Raw genomic sequence first — 22,195 nt, 5'->3', positions numbered from 1 at the left:
GCTGCACCAGAATTATTATTAAAGGACGTACTGCCATGCCTGCCGCCTCCTCTGCCGCTGCCCGCGAGGTCAGCCACCACAAGGTGCTGATCGTCGGCGCCGGTGCCGCCGGAATCGCCACCGCCTCCAGCCTGCTGGCGCGTGATGCCTCCCTGGATATCGCGATCATCGACCCCGCCGACGTTCACTATTATCAACCTGGCTGGACCATGGTCGGCGCGGGCGTGTTCCGTGCAGCGTCCACCGCCCGCACCCTGGCCTCGACCGTGCCGGCGGCGGTCAGGTGGATCAAGGCCGCCGTGCAACAGTTCGACCCGCAGGCGCAGACCGTCAGCCTGGATGACGGGCGCCTGGTGAGTTACGAACAGCTGGTGGTATGCCCCGGGCTGCGGTTGGCCTGGGACGCCATCGACGGGCTACTCGAGACCCTCGGCCAGAACGGCGTGACCTCCAATTACCGCTACGACCTGGCACCCTACACCTGGCAGCTGGTGCAGGGCCTGAAGGAAGGCCGCGCCGTGTTCACCCAGCCACCGATGCCGATCAAGTGCGCCGGTGCCCCACAAAAAGCCCTGTACCTGTCGTGCGACCACTGGCTGCGCAGCGGGCGCCTGGGGGCGATCCAGGCGCAGTTCTTCAACGCCGGCAACGTGCTGTTCGGTGTCGCCGACTATGTGCCGGCGCTGATGGAATACATCGACCGTTACGGCGTGGACCTCAACTATTCACACCGGCTGGTGGCGGTGGACGGGCCGGGCAAGCGCGCGACCTTTCTGCGCACCCTGCCCGACGGCAGCAGCGAAACCGTGGTGCAGGCATTCGACATGCTGCATGTGGTACCGCCGCAGGTTTCGCCGGATTTCATCCGCAACAGCCCGCTGGCCGATGCGGCCGGTTGGCTCGAGGTCGACCCGGCCACCCTGCGCCATGCGCGCTACGGCAACATCCATGGCCTGGGCGATGTGATCAACACCAGCAATGCCAAGACGGCCGCCGCTGCCCGCAAGCAGGCGCCGGTGGTGGCCAACAACGTGCTGGTGGCACTGGGGCGCCTGTCGCGTCTGGCCGAATACGACGGCTACGGGTCGTGCCCGCTGACGGTGGAACGCGGCAAGATCGTGCTGGCCGAGTTCACCTACGGCGGCAAGCTGGCACCGAGCTTTCCGCGCTGGTTGCTCGACGGGCGCAGGCCCACGCGTCTGGCCTGGCTGCTCAAGGCGCGGATACTGCCGCCGCTGTACTGGCGCTGCATGCTCAAGGGGCGCGAATGGCTCGCCAAGCCGGTTGCGCGACTGCGTGAGGCGCGCCAGTGACAGAGCATGAACTGGTCGGCGCCGGTCTGGGCGCCCTCATTGGCATCATCCTGGCCCTGACGGGCGCCGGTGGCGGCATTCTTGCGGTGCCGTTGCTGGTGTTCGGCCTGGGCCTGAGCATGGTCGAGGCGGCCCCGGTCGGCCTGCTGGCGGTGGGCCTGGCGGCAGGTGTGGGTGCGGTGCTGGGGCTGCGTCAGGGGCTGGTGCGCTACCGGGCCGCGCTGTTCGTCGCGCTGATCGGCATGTGCGCCACCCCCTTCGGCCTGCTGCTGGCGCATCGCCTGCCCAATGCACCGCTGGCGCTGGGGTTCAGCGTGGTGCTGGTGTATGCCTGTGCACGCATGCTGCGCAAGGCCCGGCGCGAGCTGCGGGGCGAGCCGCCCTGTGCGGATCGTGCCCTGCAGCCCTGTGTGCTCAACCCGTTGCAGGGGCGCTTGCGCTGGACCCTGCCCTGCGCCCGCGCGCTGGCCTTCACCGGCTTGCTCAGCGGCCTGCTGTCCGGCCTGCTCGGGGTCGGTGGCGGGTTTGTGATCGTGCCTGCCCTGGGGCGCTACACCAACCTTGAGATGAAAAGCATCGTCGCCACGTCGCTGGCGGTGATCGCCCTGGTGTCGCTGGGCAGCGTGTTGAGCGCCAGCCTCAGCGGGGTGATGCACTGGGGTGTCGGCGTGCCGTTTGCCGGCGGTGCGGTGGCGGGCCTGGTGGTTGCGCGTCAGTTCGCCCACCGCCTGGCCGGGCCGCGCCTGCAACAGGGCTTTGCGCTGGTGGGGATAGCGGCTGCCCTGTTGCTGGCGGTCAACACCCTGGCACGCTGAACGCCGCTCACTCGGCGAGCAGTTCGCCCTGCTCGTCGGCGCACAGCGCCAGCAGGTAGTCCCACACTACGCGCAGGCGCACCGACTTGTGCAGTTCGCGCCGGGTGCTGATCCAGTAGCTGCGCTGGATGGTTTCGCTGGGCAGCACGCGCACCAGATGCGGGTCGTGGCGGGCCATGTAGTTGGGCAGTACCGCGATGCCCAGCCCGGCACGCGCCGCATGTTGCTGGGCGATCACGCTGGTGCTGCGAAACACCACGTTCGGTGCGCGGCAGAAGCTGTTGAGAAACAGCAACTGCTGGCTGAACAGCAGGTCGTCCACGTAGCCGATCCAGCTGTGCCGGGCCAGGTCTTCGCGGCTGTTGAGCGGCGCAGCCCTGGCCAGGTACTCGGGGCTGGCATACAGCGCCAGGCGGTAATCGGTGAGTTTTCGCGTGATCAACAGGTCGGCATGCGGGCGTTCCAGGTGAATGCTGATCTCTGCCTCGCGGTTGATGATGCTGACAAAGCGCGGCACTGCGACCAGCTCCACCTCCAGCCCGGGGTAGCGTTCGAACAGGCTGCCCATGCGCGGGGTGAAGAACATGATGCCGATGCCCTCGGTCACCCCCAGGCGAATCTTGCCCAGCGGCGTGATGGCCTGGGTGATCTCCTCCTGCGCCAGCAAGGCGACGTTCTCCATGGCTTCGGCGTGCTTGAGCAGGGCCTGCCCGGCCGGGGTCAGTTCATAGCCCTGGGCGTGCTGCACGAACAGTGCCGTGCCCAGGCTACTCTCGATGCTCTCGATATGCCGGGCCACGGTGCTATGGGTGGTGTTGAGGCGCTTGGCGGCGGTCAGCAGGCGGCCGCTACGCTGCAACTCGAGAAAAAACCGCAGGTCATTCCAGTCGAACATGCTTTTCCTTGTGAATCATAGGTTCACTTGCGTTGTTCTAAAACGCACAGCCGTTGCGTGAAATCTAACGTGTTCAACTCGAAAATAATCAATAACACTGGCCTGGACAAGAATAAAAATCAGGCGCGAGGTCTTCATGGCACCAGCCGATCATTCCTACGACTACGTGGTAGTCGGTGCCGGCCCTGCCGGCTGTCTACTGGCCAATCGGCTGTCTGCCGACCCTGGCTGCCGCGTGCTGCTGCTCGAAGCCGGCGGTCGCGACAACTACCCCTGGATCCACATTCCGGTGGGCTACCTCTATTGCATTGGCAACCCGCGTACCGACTGGTGCTTCAAGACCGAAGCGCAACCGGGGCTCGACGGTCGCAGCCTGGGCTACCCACGGGGCAAGGTGCTGGGCGGGTGTTCCTCGATCAACGGCATGATCTACATGCGCGGTCAGGCCCGCGACTACGATCACTGGGCCGAACAGGGCAATCCCGGGTGGGCCTGGAATGACGTGCTGCCACTGTTCAAGGCCAGCGAAAACCATTTTGGCGGCGCCAGCGAGCTGCACGGCAACGCTGGCGAATGGCGGGTCGAACGCCAGCGCTATTCGTGGGCGATCCTCGATGCGTTTCGCGAGGCGGCAGCCCAGAGCGGCATCGCCAGCATTGACGACTTCAACGGTGGGAATAACCAGGGCTGTGGATACTTTCAGGTCAACCAGCGCAGCGGCGTGCGCTGGAATGCGGCCAAGGCATTCCTGCGCCCCGTGCGCCACCGCCCCAACCTGACGGTGCTGACCGGCGTCGAGGTGGACAAGGTGCTGCTCGACAATGGTCGCGCTTCGGCCGTTCAGGCGCGCTGGCAGGGCAGCGAACAGCGTTACCAGGCCCGCCGCGAAATCATCCTGTGTGCCGGGGCGGTGGGTTCGCCGGGCATTCTTCAACGCTCCGGCATCGGCCCGCGGCCATTGCTGGAACGCCTAGGCATCCCGGTACTGCACGAATTGCCCGGCGTGGGCGGCAACCTGCAGGATCACCTGCAACTGCGCCTGATCTACAAGGTCAGCAACGTGCGCACCCTCAACCAGGTGGCCAACACCCACTGGGGCAAGCTGGGCATGGGCCTGCGCTATCTGTATGACCGCAGCGGCCCGTTGGCCATGGCGCCGAGCCAGCTGGGGGCGTTCGTGCGCTCGCACCCCGAGCAGCCCACGCCCAACCTGCAGTACCACGTGCAGCCCCTGTCGCTGGACCGCTTCGGCGAGCCGCTGCACCGCTTTGCCGCATTTACCGCCTCGGTGTGCAACCTGCGCCCGCTCAGCCGCGGGCGTGTGGATATCCGCTCGGCCAACCCGGGCGATGCACCGGTCATCGACCCCAACTACCTCAGCGAGCCTGAAGACCTGCGCGTCGCCGCCCAGGCCATCCGCCTTACCCGACAGATCGTGCAGGCCCCTGCCCTCGCCGCTTTTGCACCGGTCGAATACCTGCCAGGCGCAGCACTCGATACCGAGGAGCAGTTGCAGCAGGCTGCCGGGCAGATCGGCACCACCATTTTCCATCCGGTAGGTACCTGCCGCATGGGCAACGGCCCGCTGGATGTGGTGGACGCACAGTTGCGCGTGCATGGCGTGGCGGGGTTGCGCATCGCCGATGCCTCGATCATGCCGCAGATCACCTCTGGCAATACCTGTTCACCCACCCTGATGATCGGCGAGAAGGCCGCGCAACTGATTCTCCAGGCCGCACCCGCAGCCAGCAACAGCAGTGGCAAGACCGCGTTAGCGACGCCCTGAGGGCGGCGTGCAGTGACGTCGGCAGCAGTCGGCCGGCGACGACAGTGGAACAACAACAAGAATCACTGTGCCCGCAAGGGCCGAGGACAGCACGATGTCGGACACTCTTCAACAGCAGGGCGCTGCAGCAGCGGGCAACAGCCGCCGCGAAGAACGCAAGATCATTTTCGCGTCATCCCTCGGGACGGTTTTCGAGTGGTATGACTTTTTTCTCTATGGGGCGCTGGCGGTCGTCATCAGCAAGCAGTTCTTCGCCGGGGTCAACGACACCACGGCGTTCATCTTCGCGCTGATGGCGTTCTCTGCCGGGTTCCTGGTACGGCCCTTCGGCGCTCTGGTGTTCGGGCGCCTGGGCGACATGATCGGGCGCAAATACACCTTCCTGGTCACCATCGTGCTGATGGGCCTGTCGACCTTCGCGGTGGGCCTGCTGCCCAACTACGCCAGCATCGGCATTGCCGCGCCGATCATCCTGGTGGTGCTGCGCATGCTCCAGGGCCTGGCCCTGGGCGGCGAATACGGCGGCGCGGCCACCTATGTGGCCGAGCACGCGCCGCCCGGCAAGCGCGGCTTTCACACCGGGTTCATCCAGTCCACCGCTACCCTCGGCCTGCTGCTTTCGCTGCTGGTGGTGCTGGGCAGCCGTTACCTCACGGGCGACCAGTTCGAGGTATGGGGCTGGCGCCTGCCGTTTTTGCTGTCGATCGTGCTGCTGGGTATCTCCACCTGGATCCGCATGAGCATGCACGAGTCGCCGGCCTTCGTGAAAATGAAAGCCCAGGGCAAGACCAGCAAGTCGCCGATTCGTGAGTCGTTCGGCTCGTGGGCCAACCTCAAGATCGTGCTCACCGCGCTGTTCAGCATCAACGCCGGCCAGGCGGTGACCTTCTACACCGCGCAGTTCTATGTGCTGTTCTTCATGACCCAGATGCTCAAGATGGACCCGGCCCAGGCCAATACCCTGCTGATCATCAGCGTGGTGATCGGCGCGCCGTTCTTCGTGTTCTTCGGCTGGCTGTCGGACCGGATCGGGCGCAAGCCGATCCTGATGCTCGGCCTGCTGCTGGCCACCGTGCTGTACTTCCCGCTGTTCAAGGGCCTGAGCCACTACGCCAACCCGCAGATCGACGCGGCCAGCCGCCAGGCGCCGATCGTGGTGATGGCCGACCCGCAGGGCTGCACCTTCCAGTTCGACCCGGTGGGCAAGGCACGTTTCGACAGCACCTGCGACAAGGTCAAGACCTTCCTGGTCAAGCAGGGCCTGCCGTACAGCTCGCAATCGGTGCCTGCCGGTACCGAGGTGGTGGTGACCATCGGCGAGCAGCGTATCGACGGCTTCGACGAAGCGGCCATGCGTGCGGCCATCGAAAAGGCTGGCTACCCGGCCAAGGCAGACCCGGCCAACGTGAACCAGCCGATGGTGGTGCTGCTGATCGTGGTGATGATCCTGATCGCGACCATGACCTATGGTCCGCTGGCGGCGGTGATGGTGGAGCTGTTCCCCACGCGCATCCGCTACACCTCGATGTCGCTTCCGTATCACATCGGCAATGGCTGGTTCGGCGGCTTCCTGCCGACGGTATCGTTCGCGCTGGTGGTGTATACCGGGGATATCTTCTACGGGCTGTGGTACCCGGTGCTGATTACCGGGGTGAGCCTGGTGGTGGGGATCTTCTGCCTGAAGGAGACCAACAAGGTGGACCTGGACAAGGTGTGAAAGGGCCTTAAGTAATCCACAAAAAAACCGGCCTAAAAGCCGGTTTTTTTATCGCGCGAAAAAACTTATGCACGATTTTCGCAAAACAGTCATACAGAGAAATAAGCAGTTAAATCATAAGGTTAGCGAATTTTTCTGAAAGAAATCCAAATACTGTACACACGTTATCCACAGAACGGTCAGGTCACCGGCTGGGCGTCGTCGGGGGCGTGCGCCGGCAGCGAACCGAGGTCGCGCTGGGTCTGCTCGTTCCATGCCGCCGCACGGTCGTTGAGCGCTGCGATGGCGCGTGGCCCGGTGCCTTCGGCATACATAGGCTCGCCGATCACCACCTCGATGGTGCCGGCGCGCTTGCCCCAGCCTTCCTTGGGCCAGTACTTGCCGGCGTTGTGCGCGATCGGCAGCACCGGCAGGTTGGCATTAACCGCCAGCGCGGTACCGCCACGGGAGAACTTGCCGATCTTGCCGAACGGCACGCGGGTACCCTCCGGGAAGATCAGCACCCACACACCGTCCTTGAGCAGCTTGTCGCCTTCGGTGGCCACCTGCTTGAGCGCAGCCTTGGGGTTGTCGCGGTCGATGGCGATGGGCCGCAGCATGGCCATGGCCCACCCGAAGAACGGCACGTATAGCAGTTCGCGCTTGAGCACCTGGCTCAAGGGCTGGAAATAGGCGGAGAGGAAAAACGTCTCCCAGGTGCTCTGGTGATTGGAGAGGATCACGCAGGGTTGCGCCGGAATGTTCTCGGCCCCGGTGACGTTCACCCGAATGTTCAGGAAAACACGCACCAGCACCAGCGCAAAACGGCACCAGTACACATTGATGAAGCGGTAACGGGCGCGGAACGAAAGGAACGGCGCGATAAAGAAGCTCAGGGTGCACCACAGCAACGAGCTGGTACCCAGCAGCAGGTAAAAAAGAAAAATTCTGATCGCCTGCAGGATCGACATAGCGGAATGTACCGTTGCGGGCTAACCCGCCTGTGTGTGGATAAGTGCACTGGCGATCGACGCCAGGTCATCGAAAATCAGCGTTGCCTCGGGCACGCCCTTGCTCAGGGTCTGCTCGCCTTTGCCGGTCCTTACCAGAACCGGTTGTGCATCGACGGCGCGCGCGGCTTCCAGGTCACCCTTGCTGTCACCCACGAACCACACCCCGGCCAGGTCGACCGCGTAATGGTTGGCAATGGTGCGCAGCATGCCCGGCCTGGGCTTGCGGCAATCGCAGCCGTCGTCCGGGCCATGCGGGCAATAGACGATCAGGCCCACCTCGCCGCCCTGCGCCGCCACCAGCTCGCGCAGGCGCGCGTGCATGGCGTCGAGGGTGGCCAGGCTGTAATAGCCACGGGCGATGCCCGACTGGTTGGTGGCCACCGCCACCGTCCAGCCGGCCTTGCTCAGCTGCGCAATGGCCTCGATCGAACCCGGGATGGGAATCCATTCGTCCAGCGACTTGATGTAGGCGTCGGAGTCCTGGTTGATCACCCCGTCCCGATCGAGAATCAGCAGCTTCACGTCCTACCCCAGCAGCGAGATGTCGGCCACGCCCAGGAACAGACCGCGCAGGCGGCTGAGCAGGGCATAACGGTTGGCTCGCACGTTGGCGTCGTCGGCGTTGACCATCACCGCCTCGAAGAACGCATCCACCGGCTCGCGCAGCGCGGCCAGGCGCGCCAGCGACTCGCTGTACTGACGCGCAGCGGCCATCGGTTGTACCGCCTGATCGGCCTGTTGAATGGCCGAGTACAGCGAGAACTCGTTGGCGTTGTCGAAGTACTTGGGCTCTACCGAGGTAGCCACCGAACCTTCGGCCTTGCTCAGCAGGTTGGACACACGCTTGTTCACCGCAGCCAGGGCTGCGGCTTCCGGCAGCTTGCGGAACGCCTGCACGGCTTGCACGCGCTGGTCGAAGTCCAATGCCGAGCCTGGCTTGAGCGCACGTACCGACAGGTAGGTGGCCACGTCGATGCCTTCATCTTCGTAACGCGCACGCAGGCGGTCGAAGACGAATTCCAGCACCTGCTCGCTCAGGCCGGCAGCCTTGACCTTGGCACCGAACTGGGCGACGGCGACGTTCACCGCCTCGTTCAGGTCCAGGTCCAGCTGCTTCTCGATCAGGATACGCAGCACGCCCAGGGCGGCGCGGCGCAGGGCATAGGGGTCCTTGCTGCCGGTTGGCAGCATGCCGATGCCGAAGATGCCGACCAGGGTGTCGAGCTTGTCGGCGATTGCCACGGCCGCACCGGTCAGGGTCGAGGGCAGTTCGGCACCGGCACCGCGCGGCATGTACTGCTCGTTCAGGGCCAGGGCGACGTCTTCGGGCTCGCCGTCGTTGAGGGCGTAGTAGTAGCCGGCAACGCCCTGCATTTCAGGGAACTCGCCAACCATCTCGGTGGCCAGGTCGCACTTGGACAGCAGGCCGGCACGCGCCGCGCGCTGGGCGTCGCCGCCGATGCGCTGGGCAATGAACGCAGCCAGCTTGGCCACGCGCTCGGCCTTGTCGAACACGCTGCCCAGCTGTGCCTGGAACACCACGTTCTGCAGGCGCTCGTTGAAGCTTTCGAGCTTCTGCTTCTTGTCCTGCTTGAAGAAGAACTCGGCGTCGGTCAGGCGCGGGCGCACGACCTTCTCGTTGCCTTCGATGATCTGCTTCGGATCGCGGCTCTCGATGTTGGCCACGGTGATGAAGCGCGGCAGCAGCTTGCCGTCCACGTCCAGCAGGCAGAAGTACTTCTGGTTGTCCTGCATGGTGGTGATCAGGGCTTCCTGCGGCACCTCGAGGAAACGCTCCTCGAACGAGCACACCAGCGGCACCGGCCATTCGACCAGCGCGGTCACTTCGTCGAGCAGGGCCGGCGGCACGATCGCGGTGCCTTCCTGCAGGGTGGCCAGTTCGGCGGTGCGTTTGCTGATCAGCTCGCGGCGCTCGTTGGCGTCTGCCAGCACATAGGCGGCGCGCAGGTCGGCCAGGTAGTTGGCAGGCGAGGTGATGCGCACGGCTTCAGGGTGGTGGAAGCGGTGGCCACGCGAGTCGCGGCCGGCCTTCTGGGCGAGGATGGTGCAATCGATGACCTGGTCACCGAGCAGCATCACCAGCCACTGGGTCGGACGCACGAACTCTTCCTTGCGTGCACCCCAGCGCATGCGCTTGGGAATCGGCAGGTCGTTGAGCGAGTCTTCGACGATGGTCGGCAGCAGGCTGGCGGTCGGCTTGCCGACGATGTTCTGGCTGTAGCGCAGCTTCGGCCCGCTCTGGTCGATTTCACTGAGGTCCACGCCGCACTTCTTGGCAAAACCCAGGGCGGCCTGGGTCGGGTTGCCGTCGGCGTCGAACGCGGCCTGGCGTGGCGGTCCGTCGAGGTTGACGCTGCGGTCCGGCTGCTGGGTGGCCAGGGCGGTGATCAGCACCGCCAGGCGGCGTGGCGCGGCGTACACGGTCTTGCTCTCGAAGCTCAGGCCGGCCGCTTGCAGGCCCTTGTCGATGCCGGCCAGGAAGGCTTCGGCCAGGGTGTTCAGGGCCTTGGGTGGCAGCTCTTCGGTGCCCAGTTCTACCAGGAAATCTTGAGCACTCATTGTGCAGCCTCCAGCTTGGCCAATACTTCGTCACGCAGGTCCGGGGTCGCCATCGGGAAGCCCAGCTTGGCACGGGCCAGCAGGTAGGCCTGGGCCACGGCACGCGCCAGGGTGCGCACGCGCAGGATGTACTGCTGACGCGCGGTCACCGAGATGGCGCGGCGTGCATCCAGCAGGTTGAAGGTGTGCGAGGCCTTGAGCACCATTTCATAGCTTGGCAGCGGCAGCGGCTGGTCCAGTTCGATCAGGCGCTTGGCTTCGCTCTCGTAGAAGTCGAACAGTTCGAACAGCTTGTCGACGTTGGCGTGTTCGAAGTTGTAGGTGGACTGCTCCACCTCGTTCTGGTGGAACACGTCGCCGTAGGTCACCTTGCCGAACGGGCCGTCGGCCCATACCAGGTCGTAGACCGAGTCCACGCCCTGCAGGTACATGGCCAGGCGCTCCAGACCGTAGGTGATCTCGCCGGTGACCGGGTAGCACTCGATGCCGCCGGCCTGCTGGAAGTAGGTGAACTGGGTCACTTCCATGCCGTTGAGCCAGACTTCCCAGCCCAAGCCCCAGGCGCCCAGGGTCGGCGACTCCCAGTTGTCTTCGACGAAGCGGATGTCGTGCACCAGCGGGTCCAGGCCCACGTGCTTGAGCGAGCCCAGGTACAGTTCCTGGAAGTTGTCCGGGTTCGGCTTCAGGACCACCTGGAACTGATAGTAGTGCTGCAGGCGGTTGGGGTTTTCGCCGTAGCGGCCGTCAGTCGGGCGACGACTGGGCTGCACATAAGCGGCGTTCCAGGTTTCCGGGCCGATGGCGCGCAGGAAGGTGGCGGTATGAAAAGTGCCGGCGCCTACTTCCATATCGTAGGGCTGAAGTACCACACAACCTTGCTCGGCCCAGTACTGCTGCAGGGCGAGGATCAGGTCTTGGAAGGTACGCACGGCTGGCGTAGGCTGGCTCACGAAATTCACCTTTTCCAGGGCTGCGAATATAAAGAGCGGGAGTATAACCCGATTCGCCCCCGCCTCTACCCTTGGAGCCTTATGCCACGCTGCTTTTGGTGTACCGATGATCCGTTGTACCAGGCCTACCACGACAGCGAGTGGGGCACGCCCCAGCGCGAGCCCGGCGCGCTGTTCGAAATGCTGCTGCTCGAAGGCTTTCAGGCCGGGTTGTCGTGGATCACGGTGCTGAAGAAGCGCGAGCGCTACCGTGAGGTGCTGTTCGGCTTCGACCCGCAGCGCCTGGCGCAGATGACCGATGCCGAGATCGAGGAGCGCATGCTCGACCCCGGCATCATCCGCAACCGCCTCAAGCTCAACGCCGCGCGGCGCAACGCCAGGGCCTGGCTGGCGCTGGACGAGCCGGCGCAGTGGCTCTGGTCGTTCGTCGGCGGGGTGCCGAAAATCAATCATTTCAGCCAGCGCAACGAGGTGCCGGCGGTGACCGACGAGGCCACGGACATGAGCAAGGCCCTGAAGAAGGCCGGCTTCACCTTTGTCGGGCCGACCATCTGCTATGCCTTCATGCAGGCCACTGGCATGGTCATGGATCACACCACCGATTGCGATCGTTACGCCGCCCTGCGCCGCTGACGGTTACAATGCGCGGCTTGCAGAAGGAGGAACCTGCCTGTGGATAAGTTCAAGGGCGCCTTGATGGTCGGGGCGTTGCGATTGTTTGCCAAGTTGCCCTGGGGCGCGGTGCAGCGGGTTGGCGCGGCCATCGGCTGGATCATGTGGAAGGTGCCCAACAGCTCGCGCAACGTGGTGCGTATCAACCTGGCCAAGTGTTTCCCCGAGATGGACCCGGCCGAACGCGAGCGCCTTGTGGGCCGCACGCTGATGGACATCGGCAAGTCGTTCACCGAAAGCGCCTGTGCGTGGATCTGGCCGGCGCAGCGTTCCATCGACCTGGTGCGCGAGGTCGAGGGCCTGGAGGTGCTGCACGAGGCACTGGCGTCGGGCAAGGGCGTGGTGGGCATCACCAGCCACCTGGGCAACTGGGAAGTGCTCAACCACTTCTATTGCAGCCAGTGCAAGCCGATCATCTTCTACCGCCCGCCCAAGCTCAAGGCGGTGGATGACCTGCTGCGCGAACAGCGCGTGCAACTGGGCAACCGCGTGGCGGCGTCGACCAAGGAAGGCATCCTCAGCATCATCAAGGAAGTGCGCAAGGGCGGCCAGGTGGGCATTCCGGCCGACCCGGAGCCGGCGGAATCGGCGGGGGTGTTCGTGCCGTTCTTTGCCACCAAGGCACTGACCAGCAAGTTCGTGCCGAACATGCTGGCCGGTGGCAAGGCGGTGGGGGTGTTCCTGCATGCGTTGCGCCTGCCGGACGGTTCGGGCTTCAAGGTGATCCTGGAAGCGGCGCCGGATGCGATGTACAGCACCGACGTGGAGACCTCGGCGGCGGCCATGAGCAAGGTGGTGGAGCGTTATGTGCGGGCGTATCCAAGCCAGTACATGTGGAGCATGAAGCGCTTCAAGAAGCGCCCGCCGGGCGAGACGCGCTGGTACTGAGCGCCCCTTCGCGGGTCAAGCCCGCTCCCACAGGGATATCAGTGATCTCAGGATCTGCTCTGTACCTGTGGGAGCGGGCTTGACCCGCGATGGGCTGCACAGCAGCCCTAAACAGCCTTGTCGAGCTTCCTGAGAAACACCGTCATCTCCTTCTCCGCCTGCTTGTCCCCATGCGCCTGCGCTGCAGCCAGCCCTTCGGTCCAGGCCTGGCGCGCGCCGGCCACGTCGCCCTGCACCTGATACGCCTTGCCCAGCAGCTTCCACGCCGCCGAGTACTTGGGGTCGAACTCCACGCAGCGGCGCAGGTGCAGCGCGGCCTCTGCGCCGTTGCCCTCATCCAGCCAGGCCTTGCCCAGGCCGAAGCGCAGCAGCGAGTTATCCACACCCTTGGCCAGCATCTTTTCCAGTGATTCGCGCATTCCGGTTTCTCCCTAGAAGAAGCTCAGGCCCACGTGGAACAGCTTCTCCACGTCGCGGATGTACTTTTTATCCACAACGAACAGGATCACGTGGTCGCCGGACTCGATCACCGTGTCGTCGTGGGCGATCAGCACCTGCTCGTCGCGGATGATCGCACCGATGGTGGTGCCCGGCGGCAGCGCGATGTCCTCGATGGCCTTGCCGATCACCTTGCTCGACTTCGAATCGCCGTGGGCAATGGCCTCGATGGCTTCGGCCGCGCCACGGCGCAGCGAGTGCACGCTGACGATGTCGCCGCGGCGCACGTGGGCCAGCAAGGTGCCGATGGTGGCCTGCTGCGGGCTGATGGCGATGTCGATCTCGCCGCCCTGCACCAGGTCGACATAGGCCGGGTTGTTGATGATGGTCATCACCTTCTTCGCGCCCAGGCGCTTGGCCAGCAGCGAGGACATGATGTTGGCTTCGTCATCGTTGGTCAGGGCCAGGAAGATGTCGGCGTCGGCGATGTTCTCTTCCAGCATCAGGTCGCGGTCCGAGGCGCTGCCCTGCAGCACCACCGTGCTGTCGAGGGTGTCGGACAGATAGCGGCAACGCGCCGCGTTCATCTCGATGATCTTGACCTGGTAGCGGCTCTCGATGGCCTCGGCCAGGCGTTCGCCGATCTGCCCGCCGCCGGCGATCACCACGCGCTTGTTGGTTTCGTCGATGCGGCGCAGCTCGCCCATCACTGCGCGGATGTGGTTCTTGGCGGCGATGAAGAACACCTCGTCGTCGGCCTCGATCACCGTGTCGCCCTGTGGCTTGATCGGCCGGTCGCGACGGAAGATCGCCGCCACGCGGGTGTCCACGTTGGGCATGTGCTCGCGGATCTGGCGCAGCTGCTGGCCCACCAGCGGGCCGCCGTAGTAGGCCTTGACCGCCACCAGCTGGACCTTGCCCTCGGCGAAGTCGATCACCTGCAGGGCGCCGGGGTGCTCGATCAGGCGCTTGATGTAGTGGGTGACCACCTGTTCGGGGCTGATCAGCACGTCGACCGGGATCGCTTCGTTGTTGAACAGGCCGCTGCGGGTCAGATACGCCGACTCGCGAACCCGGGCAATCTTGGTCGGGGTGTGGAACAGGGTGTAGGCCACCTGGCAGGCGACCATGTTGGTCTCGTCGCTGTTGGTCACCGCCACCAGCATGTCGGCATCATCCGCACCGGCCTGGCGCAGCACCGTCGGCAGCGAGGCGCGGCCCTGCACGGTGCGGATGTCGAGGCGATCGCCCAGATCGCGCAGGCGGTCGCCATCGGTGTCGACCACGGTGATGTCGTTGGCTTCGCTGGCCAGGTGCTCGGCCAGCGTGCCGCCGACCTGCCCCGCGCCCAGGATGATGATCTTCATCCGCTCTCCCTTGTGCTGGTTAGTGTCCGCGAACGGCGGCGATCTTGATCAGCTTGGCATAGTAGAAGCCATCGTGGCCGCCTTCCTGCGCGAGCAACTGCCGGCCATGGGGCTGGCGGATGCCGGCCTCGGTGGCCAGGTCCAGCTCGCGCGCGCCCGGCGTGCGGGCCAGGAACGCCTCGATCACTTCGGTGTTCTCGGTCGGCAGGGTCGAGCAGGTGGCGTAGAGCAGGATGCCGCCCACTTCGAGGGTAGGCCACAGCGCGTCGAGCAGCTCGCCCTGCAGGCTGGCCAGGGCAGCGATGTCATCGGCCTGGCGGGTCAGCTTGATGTCCGGGTGGCGACGGATCACACCGGTGGCCGAGCAGGGAGCGTCCAGCAGGATGCGCTGGAAGGTCTTGCCGTCCCACCAGCTGGCGGTGTCGCGGGCATCGCAGGCGATCAACTGGGCATCCAGGCCCAGGCGGTCGAGGTTTTCACGCACGCGGGTCAGGCGCTTGGCTTCCAGGTCGATGGCCACCACCGCCTCCAGCCCGGCATGCGCCTCGAGCAGGTGGCAGGTCTTGCCGCCGGGGGCGCAGCAGGCGTCGAGCACGCGCTGGCCGGGCGCCAGGTCGAGCAGGTCGGCGGCCAGCTGCGCGGCTTCGTCCTGCACGCTGATCCAGCCCTGTTCGAAGCCCGGCAAACCGCGCACGTCGCAGGCCTCGGCGAGCAGGATACCGTCACGGCTGTACGTGCACGGCGCGGCATCGATGCCGGCTTCGCGCAGCAGGCCCAGGTAGGCATCGCGGCTGTGGTGGCGGCGGTTGACCCGCAGGATCATCGGCGGGTGGGCATTGTTGGCGGCGCAGATGGCTTCCCACTGCTCGGGCCAGAACGCCTTGAGCGACTTCTGCAGCCAGCGCGGGTGCGCGGTGCGCACCACCGGGTCGCGTTCAAGTTCGGCAAGCATCTCGCTGCTCTCGCGCTGGGCGCGGCGCAGCACGGCATTGAGCAGGGCCTTGGCCCAGGGCTTTTTCAGCTTGTCGGCGCACCCGACCGTTTCGCCGATGGCGGCGTGGGCCGGCACGCGGGTGTACAGCAGCTGGTAGAGGCCCACCAGCAGCAACGCCTCGACATCCGCGTCGGCGGCCTTGAACGGCTTTTGCAGCAGGCGCTCGGCCAGTGCCGACAGGCGTGGCTGCCAGCGTGCGGTACCGAAGGCCAGGTCCTGGGTGAGGCCGCGATCGCGGGCCTCGACCTTGTCCAGCTGGGCGGGCAGCGAACTGTTGAGCGAGGCCTTGCCGCTGAGCACGGCGGCCAGGGCGCGGGCGGCGGCCAGACGCGGGTTCATTGGCCCAGCACCGTGCCGCTGGCGAATTTTTCGCGGCGGCTGTTGTACAGGTCGCTGAAGTTCAGCGCCTTGCCGCCGGGCAGTTGCAGGCGGGTCAGGCACAGCGCCTGCTCGCCGCAGGCCACGATCAGGCCGTCCTTGCTGGCAGACAGGATCTCGCCCGGCGTGCCCTTGCCATCGGCCAGGCGCGCACCCAGCACCTTGAGGGTTTCGCCGCCCAGGGTGCTGTGGCAGATCGGCCACGGGTTGAAGGCGCGGATCAGGCGCTCCAGTTCCTCGGCGGGGCGCGACCAGTCCAGACGCGCCTCGTCCTTGTTCAGCTTGTGGGCATACGTGGCCAGCGCGTCGTCCTGCACTTCGCCGTGCAGGGTGCCCGCGCCCAGGCCGTCGATGGCCTGCAGCACCGCAGGCGGGCCCAGTTCGGCCAGGCGATCGTGCAGGCTGCCGCCGGTGTCGCTGGCGCTGATCGGGGTGCAGACCTTGAGCAGCATCGGCCCGGTGTCCAGGCCGGCCTCCATGCGCATGACCGTCACGCCGCTTTCGGCGTCGCCGGCCTGCACCGCGCGCTGGATCGGCGCGGCGCCGCGCCAGCGTGGCAGCAACGAGGCGTGGCTGTTGATGCAGCCCAGGCGCGGAATATCCAGCACCGCCTGGGGCAGGATCAGGCCGTAGGCCACCACCACCATCAGGTCGGGCTTGAGTGCGGCCAGCTCGGCCTGCGCCTCGGTGCTGCGCAGCGTCGGCGGTTGCAGCACCGGGATGGCGTTATCCACAGCCAGCTGCTTGACCGGGCTGGGCATCAGCTTCTGGCCACGGCCGGCCGGGCGGTCTGGCTGGGTGTAGACCGCGACGATTTCATGGGGGCTGGCCAGCAGGGCCTTGAGGTGTTCGGCGGCAAACTCGGGGGTGCCCGCGAAGACGATGCGCATGCAGTTCTCGCTTAAAAAGAAAAAGGCTTGCCGGAGCAAGCCTTCTGGAATGAGGGATCAAGCGTTCTGGCGGTGCTGCTTTTCCAGTTTCTTCTTGATGCGGTCGCGCTTGAGGTTCGACAGGTAGTCGACGAACAGCTTGCCGTTGAGGTGGTCGCATTCGTGCTGGATGCACACGGCCAGCAGGCCTTCGGCGATCAGTTCGAAGGGCTTGCCGTCGCGATCCAGGGCCTTGACCCTGACCTTCACCGGGCGGTCGACGTTCTCGTAGAAGCCGGGTACCGACAGGCAGCCTTCCTGATACTGGTCCATGTCGTCGGTGAGCATTTCCAGCTCGGGGTTGATGAAGACCCGCGGTTCGCTGCGGTCTTCGCTCAGGTCCATGACCACCACGCGCTTGTGCACGTTGATCTGGGTGGCGGCCAGGCCGATGCCAGGGGCTTCGTACATGGTTTCAAACATGTCATCGATCAACTGACGGATGCTGTCGTCCACTTCCGTCACCGGTTTGGCGATGGTGCGCAGGCGCGGGTCCGGGAATTCGAGGATGTTCAAGATGGCCATAAGCGTATGAGCTGCACTGTGCGATGGGTTGCAAACATGAATGCACATAATAAAGGTATTCGGCGCGTTCGGCACCCTTCTCAAGGTCGGCTAGGGTTTTGAAGGCGACTGGCGGCCCGCACCGGGCGGCGAGTTGTCAAACTATTATCAACAGAGTTATCCACAGGTTTTCACGCGTGGCTGACCCGCCTTCGATCAAGGATGATCCGATGCCCCTCCCGCCTGTTGCGGCGTGCTCGCCGGTTGAACTCGAGGCACGTCTGCGCCTGCACCGCCTTCCCGATATCGGGCCAAAGGGCTTTGGCCTGCTGCTGGAAGCCTTTGGCAGCGCGGCCGCCGCGCTTGATGCGCCCGCCACACAATGGCGGGCGCTGGGCCGCAGCCCGGCCAGCATAACGGCCCGCCACAGTGCCGAGGCTTACGCCGGCGCAGCGGCTGCAATGGCCTGGCTAGAGCGGCCCGGGCAGCATTTGCTGATGTGGGACGCCCCCACCTACCCTGGCTTGCTGGCCGAGCTTTGCGATGCCCCGCCCCTTCTGTTCATTGCCGGCGACCCGATGATTCTGGAGCAGCCGCAGCTGGCCATCGTCGGCAGCCGGCGTGCTTCACGCCCGGCCCTGGACACCGCGGCCGCGTTTTCCAGGCAACTGGCCCAGGCCGGTTTCGTGATTACCAGCGGCCTGGCACTGGGGGTCGACGGTGCCGCTCACCAGGCTGCAATGGATGCTGGCGGACGCACTATCGGCGTGCTCGGCACCGGCCTGCAAAAATTTTATCCACAGCGACATCATGCCCTCGCGCAGGCCATGGCCGAGCGCGGTAGCGCAGTGGTCTCGGAGTTCCCGCTGGATGCCGGACCGGTGGCGGCCAACTTCCCGCGGCGCAATCGCATCATCAGCGGGCTGTCGCTCGGCGTGCTGGTGGTGGAGGCCAGCCTGGCCAGCGGTTCGCTGATCACCGCGCGCCTGGCGGCCGAACAGGGGCGCGAGGTGTACGCGATTCCTGGCTCCATCTACCATCCGGGGGCCAGGGGCTGCCATCAATTGATACGTGATGGCGCGATGCTGGTGGAGAGCATAGAGCAGATTCTGGAAAGTTTGCGTGGCTGGCAGAACCTTCCGTCGGCCGCCCCCGAGCCGGTGGTGCACCCGCTGCTGGGGTTGCTGCTGGCGGCGCCGCACACCACCGAGGCGTTGGCGCTGGCCAGCGGTCAGGCCCTGCCCCAGGTGCTGGCCACGCTCACCCAACTGGAGCTGGACGGGCGTGTGTGCAGTGACGCGGGGCGTTGGTTTGCCCGGCCGGGCTAAGTACACTGCGTACCAGCCTTTGAACGCGGAGTGACAACGATGGTGAACAGTTGGCGTGTGCAACAAGCCGCGCGGGAAATTCGGGCGGGTGCGGTACTGGCCTATCCGACCGAGGCGGTCTGGGGCCTGGGCTGTGACCCGTGGAACGAGGAGGCGGTGGACCGCCTGCTGGCGCTCAAGTCCCGCTCGGTGAACAAGGGGCTGATCCTGATTGCGGACAACATCCGCCAGTTCGACTTCTTGTTCGAGGACTTCCCCGAGCTGTGGCTGGATCGCATGGCCAGCACCTGGCCGGGGCCCAATACCTGGCTGGTGCCGCACCAGGGCATGTTGCCGGAATGGATCACCGGCGTGCATGACACCGTGGCGCTGCGGGTCAGCGACCACCCGGTGGTGCGCGACCTGTGTTCGCTGGTGGGCCCGCTGGTGTCGACCTCGGCCAACCCGCAGGGCCGGCCGGCAGCGCGCTCGCGCCTGCGCGTGGAACAGTACTTCCACGGGCAGCTGGATGTGATCCTGGGCGGCAGCCTGGGCGGGCGGCGCAACCCGAGCGTGATTCGCGACCTGGCCACGGGGCAGGTCGTCAGAGCGGGTTGAAGGCCCTTCGGGCCTTTTTCGCGGGTCAAGCCCGCTCCCACAGGCGTTGTGGATAACCTTGTGGGAGCGGGCTTGACCCGCGATGGCGTCACTGCTGAATCAAGGCAACAACACCGTAGACCCCACCGTCCGCCGCGCCGACAGCTCTGCCTGAGCCTTGGCCGCCTCGGCCAGCGGATAGCGCTGCTGGATATCCACAGCCAGCTTGCCGCTGGCGATCATTTCGAACAGCTCGTCGGCCATCGCCTGGGTGTTCTCGGCATTGTTGGCATAGCTGGCCAGCGTCGGCCGGGTCACATACAGCGAGCCCTTCTGCGCCAGGATCCCCAGGTTGACTCCGCTCACCGCGCCCGACGCATTGCCGAAGCTCACCATCAGCCCGCGCGGCGCCAGGCAGTCCAGCGAGGTCAGCCAGGTGTCCTGGCCCACGCCGTCGTACACCACCGGGCACTTCTTGCCGCCGGTCAGCTCCAGCACGCGCTGCGCCACGTCTTCACGGCTGTAGTCGATGGTTTCCCATGCACCCAGGGCCTTGGCCCGCGCCGCCTTCTCCGGCGAGCTCACGGTACCGATCAGCTTCACGCCCAGGGCCTTGGCCCACTGGCAGGCCAGCGAACCCACCCCACCGGCGGCGGCATGGAACAGCACCGTCTGGCCGGCCTGCAGCGCGTAGGTCTGGCGCAGCAGGTACTGCACGGTCAGGCCCTTGAGCATCACCGCGGCGGCCTGCTCGAAGCTGATGCTCTCGGGCAGCTTCACCAGGTTGGCCTCAGGCAGCGTGTGCACCTCGCTGTAGGCACCCAGCGGACCGCCAGCGTAGGCCACCCGATCGCCCACCTTGATCCGCGTCACGCCCTCGCCCACCGCCTCGACCACGCCGGCAGCTTCGGTGCCCAGGCCCGAGGGCAGTGCCGGCGGCGCGTACAGCCCGCTGCGGAAATAGGTGTCGATGAAGTTCAGACCAATGGCGTGGTTGCGCACGCGGACCTGTTGCGGGCCGGGCGCGGCGGGTTCGAAGTCGACCAGGGTCAATACCTCGGGGCCGCCATGCTGGCTGAACTGGATACGCTTGGCCATCTGCACTCTCCTGCTGGATCCGGGAAAACCCCTATCGGACGCCTTTGCTTGATCGCCGTCAACTGCGGGTGGCCTGCCGCCGGTGGTATGCTACGCGCCGAATTCAGCGCCGGCCCCCGCCTGGCCCGGCCCTAGCCCGTTTCCAAGGTGACCTGATGACTACCCGCACCGAGGCCGTGAAGGCCTACCTGCTCGACCTGCAAGACCGGATTTGCGCCGCCCTGGAAAGCGAAGACGGCGGCGCCCGCTTCGTCGAGGACGCCTGGGTACGCGAAGCCGGTGGCGGTGGGCGCACGCGGGTGATCGGCGAAGGCAACGTCATCGAAAAAGGCGGGGTCAACTTCTCGCACGTGTTCGGCAGCGGCCTGCCGCCGTCTGCCAGCGCGCACCGCCCCGAACTTGCTGGCCGTGGTTTCGAGGCGCTGGGGGTGTCGCTGGTGATCCATCCGCACAACCCCCATGTACCGACCTCCCACGCCAACGTGCGCTTCTTCATTGCCGAGAAGGAAGGTGAAGAGGCGGTATGGTGGTTCGGCGGCGGCTTCGACCTCACGCCCTACTACGCCCACGAAGAAGACTGCATCCACTGGCACCGCGTGGCCGAGCAGGCCTGCGCACCGTTCGGCGCCGATGTGTACCCGCGCTACAAGGCCTGGTGCGACCGCTACTTCCACCTCAAGCACCGGGGCGAGCCGCGGGGCATCGGCGGCTTGTTCTTCGACGACCTGAACGAGTGGGACTTCGACACCTGCTTCGCCTTCATCCGCGCCATCGGCGATGCCTACGTCGAGGCCTACCTGCCCATCGTGCAGCGGCGCAAGGCGCAGCCGTACACCACCCAGCAGCGTGAATTCCAGGAGTTCCGCCGCGGGCGCTACGTGGAATTCAACCTGGTGTACGACCGTGGCACCCTGTTCGGCCTGCAATCGGGCGGCCGTACCGAGTCGATCCTGATGTCGCTGCCGCCGCAGGTGCGCTGGGGTTATGACTGGAAGGCTGCACCGGGCAGCGAAGAAGCACGCCTGACCGAGTACTTCCTGCAGGACCGCGACTGGCTGGGCCTGGACAAGGCCGCTCACTGAACCCATTGTGGATAACGTGCCCGATTCGCCGGGCGGACTCAGGAAACGCGTCATGGACCAGTACGTTGTATTCGGCAACCCGATCGGCCACAGCAAGTCGCCGCTGATTCACCGGCTGTTCGCCGACCAGACCGGCCAGCAGCTGGAGTACAACACCCTGCTGGCGCCGCTGGACGACTTCAGCATGTGCGCGCTGGGCTTCTTCAAGCAGGGCAGTGGCGCCAACGTCACCGTGCCCTTCAAGGAGGAAGCCTACCGCCTGGTGGGTGACGGCCTGACCGCACGCGCCTGGCGAGCCGGGGCGGTGAACACGCTGACCCGGCTGCCCGACGGCAGCCTGCAGGGCGACAACACCGACGGTGCCGGCCTGGTGCGCGACCTCACGGTGAATGCCGGGGTCGAGCTCAAGGGCAAGCGCATCCTGCTGCTGGGGGCCGGTGGCGCGGTGCGCGGGGTGCTCGAGCCGTTGCTGGCGCATGAGCCTGCGTCGCTGGTGATTGCCAACCGTACGGTAGAAAAGGCCGAGCAGCTGGCCCGCGAGTTCGACGACCTGGGGCCGGTGGCCGCCAGCGGCTTCAGCTGGCTGGAAGAGCCGGTGGACCTGATCATCAATGCCACCTCGGCGAGCCTGGCCGGCGAGATGCCGCCGATTGCCGCGAGCCTGATCGAACCGGGCGTGACCGTGTGCTACGACATGATGTACGCCAAGGAGCCCACGCCGTTCTGTCGCTGGGCCACCGAGCACGGGGCGGCCAAGGTGCTGGACGGGCTGGGAATGCTGGCTGAGCAGGCGGCGGAGGCGTTCTTCATCTGGCGCGGGGTGCGCCCGGACACCGGGCCGGTGCTCGATGAGCTGCGCCGGCAGCTGGCGCGGGGCTAGAACGCGCGCTGCC

General features: G+C 65.8%; 21 protein-coding genes. 10 read left to right on the top strand and 11 right to left on the bottom strand.

Going from position 1 to position 22,195, the window contains the following annotated elements:
* Positions 1–35 precede the first annotated feature (35 nt).
* Together MF6396_RS19110 and MF6396_RS19105 are read left to right on the top strand one after the other, a co-directional pair.
* Entirely contained in the window at positions 36–1,313 is a 1,278-nt protein-coding gene (locus MF6396_RS19110) for an NAD(P)/FAD-dependent oxidoreductase (RefSeq protein WP_078481297.1), read from the top strand.
* A complete protein-coding gene (locus MF6396_RS19105; protein ID WP_043862235.1) occupies positions 1,310–2,128 on the top strand; it encodes a sulfite exporter TauE/SafE family protein in 819 nt (272 codons plus the stop codon). The genes MF6396_RS19110 and MF6396_RS19105 overlap by 4 nt, the downstream gene beginning before the upstream one ends.
* 7 nt (positions 2,129–2,135) lie before the next feature.
* Here MF6396_RS19105 and MF6396_RS19100 read toward each other — a convergent pair whose 3' ends face one another.
* Positions 2,136–3,023, bottom strand: coding sequence for a LysR family transcriptional regulator (locus MF6396_RS19100; protein ID WP_054916053.1), 888 nt, complete (start codon positions 3,021–3,023; stop codon positions 2,136–2,138).
* Between the two features lie 136 nt (positions 3,024–3,159).
* Here MF6396_RS19100 and MF6396_RS19095 point away from each other — a divergent pair, with 136 nt between their 5' ends.
* On the top strand, positions 3,160–4,809 hold the full coding sequence (locus MF6396_RS19095; protein WP_078481296.1) for a GMC family oxidoreductase: 1,650 nt from the start codon (positions 3,160–3,162) through the stop codon (positions 4,807–4,809).
* A 94-nt stretch (positions 4,810–4,903) separates the two neighbouring features.
* Positions 4,904–6,526, top strand: a complete 1,623-nt coding sequence (locus MF6396_RS19090) for an MFS transporter (protein ID WP_043862238.1) — start codon at positions 4,904–4,906, stop codon at positions 6,524–6,526.
* A 179-nt stretch (positions 6,527–6,705) separates the two neighbouring features.
* Here MF6396_RS19090 and MF6396_RS19085 read toward each other — a convergent pair whose 3' ends face one another.
* The 4 genes from MF6396_RS19085 to glyQ are packed head-to-tail and all read right to left on the bottom strand — an operon-like array spanning position 6,706 to position 11,048.
* On the bottom strand, positions 6,706–7,476 hold the full coding sequence (locus MF6396_RS19085; RefSeq protein WP_043862239.1) for a lysophospholipid acyltransferase family protein: 771 nt from the start codon (positions 7,474–7,476) through the stop codon (positions 6,706–6,708).
* Between the two features lie 21 nt (positions 7,477–7,497).
* The gene (gene gmhB, locus MF6396_RS19080; protein ID WP_043862240.1) at positions 7,498–8,040 is read right to left on the bottom strand and encodes a D-glycero-beta-D-manno-heptose 1,7-bisphosphate 7-phosphatase; all 543 of its coding nucleotides are present in this window, start codon (positions 8,038–8,040) and stop codon (positions 7,498–7,500) included.
* A 3-nt stretch (positions 8,041–8,043) separates the two neighbouring features.
* A complete protein-coding gene (glyS, locus tag MF6396_RS19075) occupies positions 8,044–10,098 on the bottom strand; it encodes a glycine--tRNA ligase subunit beta (RefSeq protein ID WP_043862241.1) in 2,055 nt (684 codons plus the stop codon).
* On the bottom strand, positions 10,095–11,048 hold the full coding sequence (gene glyQ / locus MF6396_RS19070) for a glycine--tRNA ligase subunit alpha (protein WP_043862242.1): 954 nt from the start codon (positions 11,046–11,048) through the stop codon (positions 10,095–10,097). The genes glyS and glyQ overlap by 4 nt, the downstream gene beginning before the upstream one ends.
* An 81-nt stretch (positions 11,049–11,129) precedes the next feature.
* Here glyQ and MF6396_RS19065 point away from each other — a divergent pair, with 81 nt between their 5' ends.
* Together MF6396_RS19065 and MF6396_RS19060 are read left to right on the top strand one after the other, a co-directional pair.
* Complete coding sequence (locus tag MF6396_RS19065) at positions 11,130–11,681, top strand: DNA-3-methyladenine glycosylase I (protein ID WP_078481294.1); 552 nt, start codon at positions 11,130–11,132, stop codon at positions 11,679–11,681.
* A 39-nt stretch (positions 11,682–11,720) separates the two neighbouring features.
* Positions 11,721–12,608, top strand: a complete 888-nt coding sequence (locus tag MF6396_RS19060; protein ID WP_054916050.1) for a lysophospholipid acyltransferase — start codon at positions 11,721–11,723, stop codon at positions 12,606–12,608.
* A 107-nt stretch (positions 12,609–12,715) separates the two neighbouring features.
* Here MF6396_RS19060 and MF6396_RS19055 read toward each other — a convergent pair whose 3' ends face one another.
* Genes MF6396_RS19055 through def form a run of 5 tightly spaced genes read right to left on the bottom strand, consistent with a single transcriptional unit; the run spans position 12,716 to position 17,239 of the window.
* Positions 12,716–13,027 (bottom strand): tetratricopeptide repeat protein, encoded by a 312-nt coding sequence (locus tag MF6396_RS19055; protein ID WP_043862245.1) that lies wholly within the window; start codon positions 13,025–13,027, stop codon positions 12,716–12,718.
* A gap of 12 nt (positions 13,028–13,039) precedes the next feature.
* Positions 13,040–14,413 (bottom strand): Trk system potassium transporter TrkA, encoded by a 1,374-nt coding sequence (gene trkA, locus MF6396_RS19050; protein WP_043862246.1) that lies wholly within the window; start codon positions 14,411–14,413, stop codon positions 13,040–13,042.
* 19 nt (positions 14,414–14,432) lie between these two features.
* Positions 14,433–15,746, bottom strand: coding sequence for a 16S rRNA (cytosine(967)-C(5))-methyltransferase RsmB (gene rsmB / locus MF6396_RS19045; RefSeq protein WP_078481293.1), 1,314 nt, complete (start codon positions 15,744–15,746; stop codon positions 14,433–14,435).
* Positions 15,743–16,675: a methionyl-tRNA formyltransferase gene (fmt, locus tag MF6396_RS19040; RefSeq protein ID WP_078481292.1), complete on the bottom strand. Its 933-nt coding sequence runs from the start codon at positions 16,673–16,675 to the stop codon at positions 15,743–15,745. Before fmt ends, rsmB begins: the two co-directional genes overlap by 4 nt.
* Before the next feature lie 57 nt (positions 16,676–16,732).
* Positions 16,733–17,239: a peptide deformylase gene (def, locus tag MF6396_RS19035; RefSeq protein ID WP_043862249.1), complete on the bottom strand. Its 507-nt coding sequence runs from the start codon at positions 17,237–17,239 to the stop codon at positions 16,733–16,735.
* Positions 17,240–17,448: 209 nt separating this feature from the next.
* Between def and dprA the strand changes: the two genes are divergently transcribed.
* Positions 17,449–18,546 carry a DNA-processing protein DprA gene (gene dprA, locus MF6396_RS19030; protein ID WP_078481291.1) on the top strand — a complete coding sequence of 366 codons (1,098 nt, stop codon included), beginning with the start codon at positions 17,449–17,451 and terminating at the stop codon, positions 18,544–18,546.
* Positions 18,547–18,585: 39 nt separating this feature from the next.
* Positions 18,586–19,143: an L-threonylcarbamoyladenylate synthase gene (locus tag MF6396_RS19025; protein WP_043862251.1), complete on the top strand. Its 558-nt coding sequence runs from the start codon at positions 18,586–18,588 to the stop codon at positions 19,141–19,143.
* A gap of 99 nt (positions 19,144–19,242) precedes the next feature.
* Here MF6396_RS19025 and MF6396_RS19020 read toward each other — a convergent pair whose 3' ends face one another.
* Positions 19,243–20,220, bottom strand: coding sequence for an NADPH:quinone reductase (locus MF6396_RS19020; protein ID WP_054916045.1), 978 nt, complete (start codon positions 20,218–20,220; stop codon positions 19,243–19,245).
* A 155-nt stretch (positions 20,221–20,375) separates the two neighbouring features.
* Between MF6396_RS19020 and hemF the strand changes: the two genes are divergently transcribed.
* Both hemF and aroE read left to right on the top strand, forming a co-directional pair.
* Positions 20,376–21,302, top strand: a complete 927-nt coding sequence (gene hemF, locus MF6396_RS19015; RefSeq protein ID WP_078481289.1) for an oxygen-dependent coproporphyrinogen oxidase — start codon at positions 20,376–20,378, stop codon at positions 21,300–21,302.
* A 52-nt stretch (positions 21,303–21,354) separates the two neighbouring features.
* Positions 21,355–22,182 carry a shikimate dehydrogenase gene (gene aroE / locus MF6396_RS19010; protein WP_043862253.1) on the top strand — a complete coding sequence of 276 codons (828 nt, stop codon included), beginning with the start codon at positions 21,355–21,357 and terminating at the stop codon, positions 22,180–22,182.
* The last annotated feature ends 13 nt before the right edge of the window (positions 22,183–22,195 follow it).

Origin of the sequence: Pseudomonas sp. MF6396 (genome assembly GCF_002018915.1) — a bacterium.
GTDB lineage: Bacteria > Pseudomonadota > Gammaproteobacteria > Pseudomonadales > Pseudomonadaceae > Aquipseudomonas > Aquipseudomonas palmensis.
This window is presented reverse-complemented; position numbering and strand designations above follow the sequence as displayed.